Source organism: Dethiothermospora halolimnae, from assembly GCF_037577855.1.
Taxonomy (GTDB): Bacteria; Bacillota; Clostridia; order Tissierellales; family VENL01; genus Dethiothermospora; species Dethiothermospora halolimnae.
The window spans coordinates 1-14,190 of the sequence record NZ_JBAKFX010000016.1 but is presented as its reverse complement, the minus strand read 5'-3'; the positions used below and the strand labels follow the sequence as shown (position 1 = coordinate 14,190).

The following is a 14,190-nucleotide window of genomic DNA, read 5'->3' as shown; positions in this document are numbered from 1 at the left end:
AGAATTCCCTTAAACCCTTACCTTTAGATTACTCTTCTATTTGTTCGCCTTGTTTTCCTTCTATAACCGCATTGGCCATAGTTTCAGTAAGTAATTTGACAGCTCTTATAGCATCATCATTACCTGGAATAATGTAATCAATTTCATCAGGATCACAGTTAGTGTCCACGATACCAATTACAGGTATTCCTAATATCTTGGCTTCTCTAACAGCGATTTTTTCTTTTCTTGGATCAACAACAAATAAAGCATCGGGAATTCTCTTCATGTCTTTAATTCCACCTAAGAACTTTTCAAGTCTATCAGCTTCATGTTTTAGCATTATTACTTCTTTCTTAGGCAACACATCGAATAAACCTTCTTCTTCCATTTTGTTCAATTCATGAAGTCTAGCAATTCTTTTATTGATAGTTTTGAAGTTTGTTAACATACCACCTAACCATCTTTGGCTTACATAATGCATACCACATCTTTTTGCTTGAGCTTCAATAGAATCTTGAGCTTGCTTTTTTGTTCCAACGAAAAGAACCTCTCCATTATTCTCCGCTATCTCTTTTACTACATTATAAGCATCATCTATCATGCCAACTGTTTTTTGTAAATCAATTATATATATGCCATTTCTTTCAGTGAAGATGTACTCAGCCATTTTAGGATTCCATCTTCTTGTTTGGTGTCCAAAGTGTACACCAGCTTCTAATAGTTGTTTCATAGTTACCACTGACATATATTTTCACCTCCCTTTGTTTTTCCTCCACTCTAATCATTTTTTTAAGAGACCCTAAGGCACACTCTCAAAAATTATAGAATGTGTGTAATTCCACCTCAAATAGTATATCATATACATATGCCTTTATCAATAACTTCTTTAAAAAATTATTGAATTTTATCGTTTTTTATAAAATTAACGATTATATTTATTATATTACTCTTATTATTATTTCCAATTAATTGATATATATGCATAAAATAAAAAATAATGTAAACACAAAAGTTAATTTACATTATTTTTCATCGTATGCATCTTTAATATTATATTGATCTCTCTTATACCCTTATTTAATGTTTTAGCAATCTCCTCATTAGTTAAACCAATTTCATGTAATCTGACTATCTCATTTTCATAACTAGTTTCTACGTCTAATTCCTTCTCTTGTACTATATTACTTGTATCTTTTATATCAATTGTAGACTTTTGTTTAATGATATCCTTACTCTTATTCCTTCCTTTAACTCCAACATTATTTGCCTCGGTCATCAAAAGAAACTTATCGACTATATCCTCCATATCATTTACTATAATTTCAATATTGTTAGAATAATCTTTTATTTTTTTATACATAATATTTACTTCATCGTATATATTTTGATATTCTTTGTTATTTTTAAATATAACGATAGTCGAAATAATAACTACTAAAATTCCTATTAAAATTAATATACTGCTAATATTAACCACCTCTTATAAGTGTATATACATTAGATTCTTATATCTATGCTGCACCTAGTTTCTTCAGTGTTTTTTTTGCTTTTATTTTCTTTTTTATTTCTATTTTTCCTTTTCTTATTCTTCTTATTATTTTCTTTTTTCTTATCCCTGATCTTTGACTGGTCTGTTTTTTTTGTATCATTAACCCTATTAAGATTTTTATCGACTTCTTTATTTTGGGAGTTCTGATTATTGTATGCTATATTTTGACTTTTATTATCTTCCGACTGTTGTTGTCTTGAAATTTCTAGGGTTTTAGGTACCAGTTGTTGCATATCAATAGGTCTTACTGACATTTTCATACCCTCCCTTATTATTATATTATAACTGATAACCTCCTACTATTATTTCACCTTTTTCTTTATAGATAGTACAGTGATTATAATCTCTTTTTACAAACATAACAGAGTTTCCTATTATAATTTTTACTCCTGAATGGACTACATCATCTACATGTACTTTCCCATCTGATAGTGCTTCGATGTCTGTTTCTAATTCTTCTAACTCTATTTGCAGCAGGTTCAATTTTTTCTCTAAAGTTTCTTTAGTTTCTATAGACTTTTTTAACATTACCTGCTTTTCAGGAGATAATTGATTTAGTCTTTCCATCTTATTTAAAAGTTTTATTGATTTCTGTAGCTTTGTAATATTTTCCTGCAGATTTTCAATTTCTTTTTTTGTGTTTTCAAATTCTTCCTTTAGACCCGGAGATACTCCCACTTCCAAGACAGTATTAGTTGCCATTGAGGACCCTATTATATTAGCACGTATCTCGGACTTAGCTTTACAAGATCCGCCTACTATTAATCCTTTTTTACCAGTTACCTCAATACTTCCTCCAGAAATTATATCACTATGCATTATAGCTTCTGCTTTTATATCATTTTTTGCTTTTAATTTAGAGTTTTCAATATACTTAGCCACTATATTATTATTAGCATATAGTTCCCCCTTATTGTGTCCTTGCATACCTCTTTTTAGCAATATATCATTTCCACTACTAATATAAGCTCCCTCAACTACTCCATTTACCTCTATATCTTTATCTGCCTTTACCATGAACCCAGTTCTCACATTCCCCTTTATTTTCACTGTTCCCTTAAAGTCTATATTTCCTGTAGAATTATCAACATTGCCGGATATTTCGTAAACCTGATTTACCACAATTTTATTTCCTTCTAATGACACTTGTCCATTACACTGGGATATGATTTTATCCCCTTCATCATTTAAGACTGTATTTTTGCCACAACCAATATTAGCAGCTTTTCCATCCTTTGCCTTTAATTCTTCTCCAGATATTAAATATCCAGACGTTCCTTCTTTAGGCTCAATTATTTCTGCAAGAACATCTTCTTTTTTTACATTATTAATTAAATCTAAATCTCTAAAGTCAACACTACCGTCTTCTAATACTTTTATTTTTGCTTCATTTTTTATATCAAAATTGAACTTTATTCTTCCATCTTCTCCATTAATCGCTTCTTTGCCTTGAGCTATAAGTATCTCCTTATTGTAAATATCATTATCTATTACTTCCCTAACTTTATTTTTCATAAGACCAAGTTTAATTTTATCTTTAATTTTTTCCATGGCATCGTCAAAACTGATTTTTCCCCCTCCTTCTGGAGGATTATATACCAAGTATCCCTTCATCTTATCAGCGGTTACAAATACATCTATAGAAGAATCAATTAATTTCTCTTCTTGAGGTGGTGCAATTTTTTTTGTTATTTCACTATCTAATTTAGTGGGTATGTTTTTAATAGCATTTAAGTCATAATCTTTTATTTGTTTTCTTTCTAACTTTGTTAAAATTTTATCCCTAATATTATTCAAATTATTACCAGCAGGTATATTTAGATATACACCATCTTCTAAATATAATAGTTTAAATTTCATATGTTCTCTATCTAATCTTTTTATCTCTTCTTCAGCATCATTTATTATATTATTAAAATTAGAATTATCTTCAATCTCTTTCTCTTTTATCGTAAATTTAACTCTTTTCTTTTTAAAGCTAAGACCCATTATTTTTTTACCATCATCGATTACTTCAATATCTACCTCATCTCTAGTCTTATTTAATTGTTTTAATCCTTTAGCAATTATTTTTTCTAAACTTTTCCCTTCTAATATAAGTTGTGAACTCATCTCTAATAGCCCCCCATATTTAAAACACCATTTTTCTTTAATAAATTTTTTATACCCAGTATAGCTTTACTATGTATCTGGGATATCCTTGATTCTGATAAATCTAATACTTTTCCTATCTCTTTATATGTTAACTCGTCATAATAATATAAAGAAATAACCATTCTCTCCTTATTAGGCAATTTATCAATTGTAGCCTTTATAATCTTTTTTAATTCTTTTTCATCAAATATTTCTTCTGGATTATCACGTGAATTACCTCTTATATTAACCCCTGATTTTATATCTAATATCTCTTCAAATGAAACTAAGTTAAATGTTGAAATCTCAGAAAAAATATCTTCCACTTCTTCTTTGGTTATCCCCATTTCCATAGCAATATCGTCATTAGTTATAGTTCTAGATAAACTATTTTCTAACTTATTGACTACCTTTTCTAATTCCTTAGCTTTTTTCCTTAAAGATCTAGGTACCCAATCTAATTTTCTTAAATTGTCAATCATAGCTCCCCTTATTCTAATTTGAGCATAGGTTTCAAACTTTAAATTTCTATCTAAATCAAACTTATCAATAGCATCAATTAATCCAAATACTCCAAAACTTATTAAATCATCATATTCAACATTTCCCCCATAAAAATTATACATCCTGCCAGCAACAATTCTAACCAAATGAATATATTCCTCAATTATTATTTTTTTAAGATCTATATCTTTAGTTTTTTTAAACTTTTTCCATACTTCATCAATTGACATTTGGATGTACCTCCATTAAATCATACTCGAATTGCTTATTTAAAATCATTATATTACTTTAGTTCCATGCCCTATAGTTTTTACCAAAAGAGAACCATCTTCTGAATTAATTTCAATGGTTCTTCCATAATTTCCTCCTGTATCTGCAGAAATTATGGGAATATTACAAGATTGCAATTTTTCTTTTGTAGCTTTAACATTCCTTGCTCCTATTTTTAACACATCATTTTTGGTGTTAAATGAAAACATCTGGGATCCACCAGCTATTTTAGCAGAAATACTTCTTTTTCTAGCACCCAAAGATAGCATTTCTTCAATTAGAATATCTATAGCTGTATCTGCAAACTTAGCTTTATTAGAGTTATTTTTTATTTCTAAACTGGATGGTAACATAATATGTGCAAGTCCAGCTACTTTTTTAAACTTATCATATAAAACAATTCCAACACAGGACCCTAACCCCAAAGTTATAAGTTTTCCGGGAGAACTTGTAGCAGCTAAGTCTGCCATTCCCACTTTAATACTTTTCATCATTAATCTACTCCTAATTGTTTCATTATTATGTTAAAAGAATCTATATCTGGTACTAAAAACAAATCTCCTGTGACTTCTTTATTATCTTCATTGAATTGGGTTTCTATAAATAAAACTTTATCTCCAATATATCCAAACTGTACAGCCGGTACACTCAAAATTGCTCCAGCCATATCAATACTTACCGACGGTACAGAAATTTTAATAGAAAGTCCAGTCAAGTTACTTAAAGAGTTAGTATAGGAGGCTGCTAAAATATTACCTATTTCAGACAGTGCTGAAATATCCATCTCTTCTAAGTCTTCGCCTTCACTATTTTTATTAAACAAGATATCTACTAGATTTTTACTAGATTTAATATTTAATATAAACATTATATTTCCTACAATGTCACCTTCCATTTGAAAATATATTCCCACAACTGGTTCCTCTGCTCCACCTAAAATCTCATTAACTTCTTTAAAGTCTAGTATCTTCACTTGAGGAACATTCATATCCACACGCTTATTTATCATTTTAGCTAGAGCTGTAGCTGCATTACCAGAACCTATATTGCCCAATTCTTTTAATACATCTATTAATGTAGAGTTCAAATTATTAATATTCATATTAATCACCTCTAGCTTTCTTCATCTATATTCTCTATTTTTAATACCTTTTTTAGATTTAATAATATGATTAATCTACCATCTTTTTTCCCTATACCCTTTATAAAATCTTCTGAAACTTTTTCCCCTATGTCCGGTGGGTTGTCAATATCCGTTTTTTCTAATTGTATAACTTCTGATGACGAATCGACTATCATGCCTACTTGCATATCACTAATTGATACTATTATTATCCTCGATTCACTGTCAATATCCTTAGTCTTAATACCAAATCTCTTAGCAAGATCTACCACAGGTACTACCTCACCTCTAAGATTAATTACTCCTTTAACATATTCAGCAGCATTGGGTACTCTAGTGAATTTTGTTACTTTCTCTATAACATCAACATTTTTTATGTCAATTCCGTAGTATTCACCACTGAGACTAAAAATCACATATTTATTTTCAGAAATTCTATTTGTCATATCCATTTTTCCACCTCCCATTAAAATAGCGAATTAACATCTAAAATCATTGATATGCTTCCATTTCCTAATATTGTAGCACCTGCTATATGATTAACTCCTGTTAAATATTTTCCTAAAGATTTCATCACTATTTCTTGTTGCCCCATTAGGTCATCTACTATAAGTCCAGCCTCTTTATCTCCTTTTTTCACAATTACTGAGATTAGTTCATCCTTTTCTCCATCTTTTTCAATTCCTAATATATCCTTTAGTCTAATTATAGGTAGTGTTTTATTCCTAAATAAAACTACTTCTTGATCTTGAACTGTTCTTATGTCTTTACTGGAAATAGGAATAATTTCTTTAATAGAACCTAAAGGTAACGCATATATTTCATCACTTATTTTAATTAATAATGCTTGTATTATAGATAAAGTAAGAGGCAATCGAATAATAAACTTAGATCCTTTTCCCCTTGTGGTTTCCACCTCAACGTTACCACCAATTGATTGTATCTTAGTTTTTACAACGTCTAATCCAACACCTCTTCCTGATACGTCAGATATTTTATCTGCAGTACTAAAACCAGCATCAAAAAGGAAATCAACGATTTCTTCATCTGACAGATTTGAGGCTTCCTCTGCTGAAACTAAACCTCTTTCTATGGCTTTCTGTTTTACCTTTTCTACATTTATTCCTCCACCATTATCTGTAACCTCAATAACTACGTTATTGCCATCGGGATATGCAATTAATTTTACAGTTCCAGCTTCTTCTTTTCCTAATTCTTTTCTTTCCTTTGGACTTTCTATCCCATGGTCTATAGAGTTTCTAATTAGATGTATTAATGGATCTCCTATCTCATCTATAACCGTTCTATCAACTTCAGTCTCTTCCCCTGACATCTGAAGATTTATTTTCTTATCTAATTCCTTTGCTAGGTCTCTAACCATCCTTGGGAATCTGTTAAATACCCTTTCTATGGGAACCATCCTTACTTTCATGACAGCATCATGTAGATTACTGGTTATACGCTCTAAATATTCAATAGTTTCATTCATATTTTGTCTTTTGGATGATGAGCCTATATCTTCCATACGAGTCTTTATAATTATTAACTCGCTTACTAAATTCATTAAATTATCCAATCTTTCTATGTCCACTCTAACAGTCTTACCAAATTTATGGCCTTTTGCTTTTTTATTGGCTGCTTTCTTAGGCTTGGAATCCTTCTTCTCAGCCGATTTCTCTTCCCTTATTTCCTTTTTTTCCTCTTTGACAGATACATTTTCTAAATTTATTTCATTAGCTTCTACTTTCTCTATTTCAGAAATTGAAAGTATATCCTCTCTTACTTCACTAACTGTTTTTTCAGTAACCAATGTTAATGAAAAAGACAGATCAAATTTTTCATCTTCAATATCTTCAGCAGGAGGAGTAGATTGTATTATCTCAGAATATTCCTCAAGTCTATTAAATATAATAAATGCCCTTGCTGATTTCAACATACAATTTTCTTCGATAGTTATTTTTAATTTTAAAGTATTTAAACCTTTTTCTTTAGCTTTATTTAAAACATTTACAACATACTCATTATATTCATCCTCTTTATTATCTACTTTTTCTGAGCTCATTGTACTTTCGTTTACTATTATATCATCATCCTTTGAGCTATCCTCTGAAATGGACTTTCCTTGCTCTATCATGCTTAACTTCTCTATTATATGGGTACAATCAAGTTCTCCTTCGGAACCCTGTTCAATTATATTATTTGTATAGGCTTCTAGTGTATCAAAACATTCAAACAGAACATCTACTAAGTCAGTTGTAACCTCTCTTTCACCATTTCTAATGACATGTAAGACATTTTCCATTTTATGCGTTAAATCAGCTATTTTAGTGAAGCCCATGGTACCAGCCATTCCTTTCAACGTATGGGCTACTCGAAATATCTCATTTACTAAGTTAAGATCCTTTGGTGAGTTTTCTAGAGTCAGCAGATTATCATTCATATGTTGTAAATGTTCCTTTGATTCTTCTATAAACATATCTAAGTATTGATTCATGTCCATAATTACACCCCCACTTTATCAGTTAAGTATTTAGCCATATTATTTAAGGCTATTATTTTATCAATAGCTCCAGAATTTATTGCTGCCTTTGGCATTCCAAATATTACACTACTTTCTTCATCTTGGGCTACGGTAAATCCACCATTATCGTTAACCTTTTGTATACCCTTTGTGCCATCTGAACCCATACCTGTTAAGATAGCACCTATTGTTTTATATTTTTTGATATGGGAAATTGAATTCATTAAAACATCTACTGAAGGTTTATGTCCTGATACGTTTTTACCATCATTAAGTTCGATTCTTAGCTCATTAAACTTTTCCTTAATAAGGACATGATAGTTTCCAGGGGCTATATAACAATATCCCCTCTTCAGCACTTCATCCGCTTCTGCTTCTTTAACCTTTACCTCTGATAATGAGTCTAACCTCTTAGCTAAGGATTTTGTAAATCCTGGAGGCATGTGCTGAACTATAACAATAGAAGCATTGATATCCGCCGGAAAAAAGGGAATTATCTCTTGTAAAGCCCTAGGTCCCCCTGTAGATGTTCCTATCCCTATTAATGTGGAAAATCTTTTCTCACCTTTTTTTAATGTTTTTATGTTATTTTTCCTTCTTTTTACTGCAGTAGTAGGCTTTTTATGTATAGTAGCCTTTGTAGCTGCTTCTATTTTTTCTAGTAACTCTTCTTTTTTACTATCCATTTCAAATATACTACTAGGCTTAGCTATAAAGTCCACTGCACCTAACTCAAGGGCTTCCATTGTAGCTTCAGCCCCGTCTTGTGTTAAACTACTAAGCATCACTACAGGTGTTTTATAGTTCGACATAATTTCCTTTAATGTCTCAATGCCATTTAAAATCGGCATTTCAACGTCTAATGTAATAACATCGGGTTTTAGGCTTTTTATTTTTAATAGTGCTTCTTTTCCATTCTTTGCCGTTTCTATTACTTCAAATCTATTATCTTCTTTTAAGATGTCAGTTATTATTCTTCTCATAAATGCTGAATCATCAACAACTAAAACTCTTTTTTTCATTTATATCAAACCCTTTTTCCTTAGTTTTCTTTGTTGCTTAAAAATAAACTTAATTATTTTATCCCTCTTTTCTGCGTTCATATCAAAAAAGGCTATTCCAGCAGAATATTTGTAATTTGAGTTTTTTGTACTATCAAGTCTTAGTACTTTGCCAGAAACATCAATATCGATTTCATTATCTAATATTTTTAAATCTACTACATCTCCTACATTATGCTTATAGTTTGTTAAAATTCCTAATCCACCTCCGCTAATATCATCAGCTTCACACTCTTCCGTTATTTCATCAATATCCTCCCTTTTAGAGCTATGACTTTTTTTTATCGGAACCTTTAGTGGAAGTCTATAATATTCCCTTTCTTGTATTCTAACTATTTCATTGATTTTTTCTACTTCCAGTTTATAAACAGGGTCCTTAGACCTTTCTTTAACCACACAGTCAAATAGAAATCTACCTTTTTCTTCAATAATATATATGATTTTCATTTTACTATTCTTAGCAATTGGAATAAAGGTTCCCTTTTCCATTGGTCCAAGAATAATAAATCTATCGTCTACTATATCTATCAATCTACTACTATATTCTTTATCCCTATATCTAACTTGAATTATATTACCTATACTAGGAAGGTAGCTATCCTTTGCCATCTATTAATTCGCCTCCTTTGTAAAAAAGTTTTTAAATTTTTTTATAAAACTATCAAATCCCAATCCCTTTTCCTTTGATTTTTGACCCTCAACAATTTCATTAGCCATATGAATAAGATTTTTAGAAGTCAAAGAATTAGGATATAAAGAAGTAAATGGCTCCTGCCTTTTAACAGCCTTGAATACAAGTTTACTCTCATTTAAAAAACCTAATTTGTTTATATTTATATCTAAAAACTTATTCGAAACTCTGTTAAGTCTATCAAATATTATATTTGCCTCTTTTTCATTTTTCACTCTATTTATAACAATATTAAAATCTGTGTGATGACTAGAGGTATCTAAAGTTTTTATCATTGCATAAACATCAGTCAATGAGGTAGGCTCTGGAGTAGTTACCAATATTACTTCATTTGCCGCATTTACAAAACTTATTACTGTATTTGATAATCCTGCTCCAGTATCTATTATTATAAAATCAAAGGAGTTTTTAAGCTTTTCTAGCTGATTAACTAGAATATCAACTTTTCTATTATCCATATCAATTAATTCTTCAATACCGGAGCCCCCTGGGATAATTTTCAATCCTTTAGGCCCATCTAGCATAATATCCTCAATATTTTTTTCACCATTTAAAATACTAGATATATTATATTTCGATGTTAAGCCTAATAAAATATCAACATTAGCCAAACCAATATCAGCATCAAATATTACAACACGGTGACCTAAGTTATTCAACGTCACTGCTAGATTAACTGTAAAGTTAGTTTTACCTACGCCCCCCTTGCCACTAGTTACTGCTATAATTCTAGTATTATCATTATCTTTTTTGCTGTTATCTCCTTTTTTATGTTTTTGTTGGGAATGTTTAATAAGTTCTCTTAGTCTATAGGCTTGATCATTCATTGTTATTTACTCCAATCAACTTATTTATCAAATTATCTAGATTAATAATTTCAATATCCTCTGGTACATTTTGTCCAGTTGTAATATAAGATAATCGTTTATTAGTATAAGCTCTTGTATTCAAAATAACACCTAAATTTGCTACTTCATCGGTTTTAGTGAAGATAATTTTATAATCATCAATAAAATCATATTTTTCTATTATTTCTTTTATAGTATCTGTACTGGTAGCAGCACTAAGAACTAGATAAATCTCTTTATTGACTCCAGTATTTAGCAGACCTTCTATTTCTTCCATCTGCTCCTTATTATTATGGCTTCTACCAGCTGTATCTACCAATATAACATCTTTATCTATAAAATTCGACAATACATTATCAAATTCCTGCATTTTATATATAATTTTAATAGGTATATTTAATATTTTACTATAGGTTTTTAGCTGCTCAACCGCGGCAATCCTATAGGTGTCTGCAGTAACAAGCCCCACTTCTTTTTGTTTCTCAAGAACATAATGAGCAGCTATCTTTGCCAAAGTGGTCGTTTTCCCAACTCCAGTTGGACCTATAAAGAATATTATCTTTTGTCCTTGTCCATCTGTAGGTTTATAGGGGTCCCCTAGATAGTTTTTTATACTATATCTAACAATATTTGATATAGTATCTTCATCTTTGCTATTAACATCAATATCATTACTAATTTGTGACAATATTTGTTCTGCTATTTCTAACTGAACTCCATTTTCTAACATTTTTTTCCTGTAATAACTTAATGGTTCTGGTAAAGTTAAGACTTCCTTATTTTTAATACTGCTTATAAAATCTTCTACTGTTTCTTTAAGTTTTTTTATATCATCATTAGTAGTATTTTCATTACCACTATTTTCTTTTTTTCTAGGATAATTGTTGTTCGAACCTATTATATTAGTGTTGTTATTTAATTTACTATTAAAAGCTTTTGATAATTCTCTATTAAATTCCTTTTTATAAGCTCTCTCAACTTTTGGTTTCTTTACATTATCATCTATTGCTGCCACTATTTCTACCAAAGGTTTTTTTAAAAATCCTAATATTCCCGATTGCTTTATTTTTCTTGTATGGAGTATAATGGCATCAGAACCCAGTTGTTTTTTTAATTTATACATGGCTTCTTTATTATTTTTACCAACAAATCTTTTTATTTTCATTATAGTGTCACCATCCCTATAGACTGTACTTCAACAGATGAATCAATTTCATTATAGGATAATACTATTAAGTCTTGAGAAATCTGCTCTGTAAGTTTTTTAAAATATATTCTCACAATAGGTGCTGTTAACACTATAGGCTGTTCCCCTATAGAAGTTAGCCTTTCTATATTTCCCATTAAACTATCCAAAATCCTCTGCACTTTATCCGGAGGAAGGGACAAATAGGAACCAGCTTCTGTTTGCTTTATGGATTCCATAATCAATTGTTCCAATTGGCCATCTAAGGTAAGGGCATTTAGTCTTGAATTTTCAACATATTTATTTGTTATATATCTGGCCATTCCTTGTCTCACATACTCAGTTAACATATCTGGATCTTTAGTTACATTACCGTAATCGGCTAAAGTTTCCAAAATAGTAACCATATCCCTTATGGAAATTTGTTCTTTTAATAAATTAGCTAAAACCTTCTGAATTTCTCCTATTGAAAAGAATTTCGGCACAACTTCTTCAACTAAGGCTGGATATTCTTCTTTTACATTATCAATAAGAACCTTTACATCCTGTCTTCCCAGTAATTCATATGCATTATTTTTAATAATTTCAGTTAAATGGGTGGCAATGACAGAGGGTAAATCAACAACAGTGTATCCTAATATTTCAGCCTTCTCTCTATCTTCTTGGCTTATCCATTTAGCAGGCAGACCAAAGGCAGGTTCTATTGTATCTACTCCATCTATATCCTCTTCCACAGTACCTGGGTCCATCGCAAGATAATGATCAAACATAACCTCTCGTCTACATATTTGATTGCCTTTTATCTTTATTACATATTCATTTGGATTTAACTGTATATTATCTTTTAGTCTTACCATAGGTAGTACTATTCCTAGTTCAAGGGCAATTTGTCTTCTTATCATTACGATCCTATCCAACAAATCTCCCCCTTGATTTGCATCTACTAATGGGATAATACCATAGCCAAATTCCAACTCGATATCTTCGACTTTCAATAAGGACATAACACTTTCAGGTTCCCGTATATTCTCAGATTCTTCTGATTCTTCTTCAATACCTTCTTCCTCCATAGCTTTCTTTTTTGTAGAAACCATGGAGAACCCAAGAAATCCAAAAAAAGAAGCTAGTAAAATATATGGTATATTAGGTAATGGTGTACCTACTCCTAAAAGTAATAGAACAATGCTTAGTATAAACATTATTCTTGGATTTCTTCCAAAGAGTTGTTTAAGTAAATCTTGACCTAAGTTAGCTTCTGATGCAGCTCTTGTAACCACAATACCCGCAGATACAGATATTAGTAATGCAGGCACTTGACTAACCAGACCATCTCCCACAGTTAATAGAGTATATTTTGATAAAGCCTCTCCAAAAGATAATCCTTGTTTCAATATTCCAATACCAAATCCAGCCCCAACATTAATTAAGGTTATAATTATACCCGCTATTGCATCTCCCTTAACAAATTTACTTGCACCGTCCATAGCCCCATAAAAATCAGCAGATCTTTGTATGTCTTTCCTTCTAACTTTCGCCTCTTGTTCTGTAATAAGACCAGAGTTCAAATCTGCATCGATGGCCATCTGTTTACCTGGCATCGCATCCAATGTAAATCTAGCTGCCACTTCCGCAACCCTTTCTGATCCCTTGGTTATTACGAGGAACTGTATAAGTACAATTATTAAAAATATGATAAATCCAACTATAGCATTTCCTCTAATAACAAAGCTTCCAAAGGCTTCTATTACATTACCAGCATCTCCTTCTCCTAAAATGTATCTAGTCGTAGATATGTTTAGTGATAGTCTAAATAATGTCGTAATTAATAATAAGGATGGAAATATGGAAAACTGAAGGGCATCTTCTGTATACATGGATATAAGAAAGACTAATAGTGCTAACGATATATTTAGACTAAGAAGGATATCTAAAGCCCCCTTGGGCACTGGTATAATAATTATTATTACTACTAAAATCATTGCAACTGCAACGACCACATCACCAAATTTCATAATATATCCCCCTTACATTAATTCTTTAAATTATAAACATAGGCTAAAACTTCTGCCACAGCCTGATATAATTCCTCAGGTATTATGTCCCCTATATCGACACTACTATATAAAGTTCTTGCCAATGGTTTATTCTCTACTAGAGGGACATTTGACTCCTTTGCAACCTTTTTTATATTTTGTCAGAAATTTCGCATCTAATTTCCAGTAAAAATTTTACTCATACAAAAAATGTTTATTATACACATTTTACTATTAATGGGTATCAAAAGACCGTTTGGCCCTAAAAAAGGATACACTTTCCCCCTCC

At 30.7% G+C, this 14,190-nt stretch carries 15 protein-coding genes; all 15 read right to left on the bottom strand.

Going from position 1 to position 14,190, the window contains the following annotated elements:
* Positions 1-28: 28 nt before the first annotated feature.
* Positions 29-727, bottom strand: a complete 699-nt coding sequence (gene rpsB, locus V6137_RS08405) for a 30S ribosomal protein S2 (protein ID WP_425447465.1) — start codon at positions 725-727, stop codon at positions 29-31.
* A 267-nt stretch (positions 728-994) separates the two neighbouring features.
* Entirely contained in the window at positions 995-1,459 is a 465-nt protein-coding gene (locus V6137_RS08400) for a DUF6115 domain-containing protein (protein WP_425447464.1), read from the bottom strand.
* Positions 1,460-1,479: 20 nt separating this feature from the next.
* The gene (locus tag V6137_RS08395) at positions 1,480-1,785 is read right to left on the bottom strand and encodes a hypothetical protein (protein ID WP_425447463.1); all 306 of its coding nucleotides are present in this window, start codon (positions 1,783-1,785) and stop codon (positions 1,480-1,482) included.
* A 25-nt stretch (positions 1,786-1,810) separates the two neighbouring features.
* Positions 1,811-3,643: a FapA family protein gene (locus V6137_RS08390; protein WP_425447462.1), complete on the bottom strand. Its 1,833-nt coding sequence runs from the start codon at positions 3,641-3,643 to the stop codon at positions 1,811-1,813.
* Positions 3,644-3,645: 2 nt separating this feature from the next.
* Positions 3,646-4,398, bottom strand: coding sequence for a FliA/WhiG family RNA polymerase sigma factor (locus tag V6137_RS08385; RefSeq protein ID WP_425447461.1), 753 nt, complete (start codon positions 4,396-4,398; stop codon positions 3,646-3,648).
* Between the two features lie 48 nt (positions 4,399-4,446).
* The gene (locus V6137_RS08380) at positions 4,447-4,932 is read right to left on the bottom strand and encodes a chemotaxis protein CheD (RefSeq protein WP_425447460.1); all 486 of its coding nucleotides are present in this window, start codon (positions 4,930-4,932) and stop codon (positions 4,447-4,449) included.
* Positions 4,932-5,540 (bottom strand): chemotaxis protein CheC, encoded by a 609-nt coding sequence (locus tag V6137_RS08375; RefSeq protein ID WP_425447459.1) that lies wholly within the window; start codon positions 5,538-5,540, stop codon positions 4,932-4,934. The genes V6137_RS08380 and V6137_RS08375 overlap by 1 nt, the downstream gene beginning before the upstream one ends.
* 11 nt (positions 5,541-5,551) lie before the next feature.
* Positions 5,552-6,013 (bottom strand): chemotaxis protein CheW, encoded by a 462-nt coding sequence (locus V6137_RS08370; protein ID WP_425447458.1) that lies wholly within the window; start codon positions 6,011-6,013, stop codon positions 5,552-5,554.
* Between the two features lie 14 nt (positions 6,014-6,027).
* Complete coding sequence (locus tag V6137_RS08365) at positions 6,028-8,061, bottom strand: chemotaxis protein CheW (RefSeq protein ID WP_425447457.1); 2,034 nt, start codon at positions 8,059-8,061, stop codon at positions 6,028-6,030.
* Positions 8,062-8,063: 2 nt separating this feature from the next.
* A complete protein-coding gene (locus V6137_RS08360) occupies positions 8,064-9,104 on the bottom strand; it encodes a protein-glutamate methylesterase/protein-glutamine glutaminase (RefSeq protein ID WP_425447456.1) in 1,041 nt (346 codons plus the stop codon).
* Positions 9,105-9,752 (bottom strand): flagellar brake protein, encoded by a 648-nt coding sequence (locus V6137_RS08355; RefSeq protein WP_425447455.1) that lies wholly within the window; start codon positions 9,750-9,752, stop codon positions 9,105-9,107.
* A 3-nt stretch (positions 9,753-9,755) separates the two neighbouring features.
* A complete protein-coding gene (locus tag V6137_RS08350; protein WP_425447454.1) occupies positions 9,756-10,661 on the bottom strand; it encodes a MinD/ParA family protein in 906 nt (301 codons plus the stop codon).
* Positions 10,654-11,847, bottom strand: coding sequence for a flagellar biosynthesis GTPase FlhF (gene flhF, locus V6137_RS08345; protein ID WP_425447453.1), 1,194 nt, complete (start codon positions 11,845-11,847; stop codon positions 10,654-10,656). Before flhF ends, V6137_RS08350 begins: the two co-directional genes overlap by 8 nt.
* Positions 11,847-13,880, bottom strand: a complete 2,034-nt coding sequence (flhA, locus tag V6137_RS08340; RefSeq protein WP_425447452.1) for a flagellar biosynthesis protein FlhA — start codon at positions 13,878-13,880, stop codon at positions 11,847-11,849. Before flhA ends, flhF begins: the two co-directional genes overlap by 1 nt.
* A 17-nt stretch (positions 13,881-13,897) precedes the next feature.
* Complete coding sequence (locus V6137_RS08335) at positions 13,898-14,056, bottom strand: EscU/YscU/HrcU family type III secretion system export apparatus switch protein (protein ID WP_425447518.1); 159 nt, start codon at positions 14,054-14,056, stop codon at positions 13,898-13,900.
* Between the last annotated feature and the right edge of the window lie 134 nt (positions 14,057-14,190).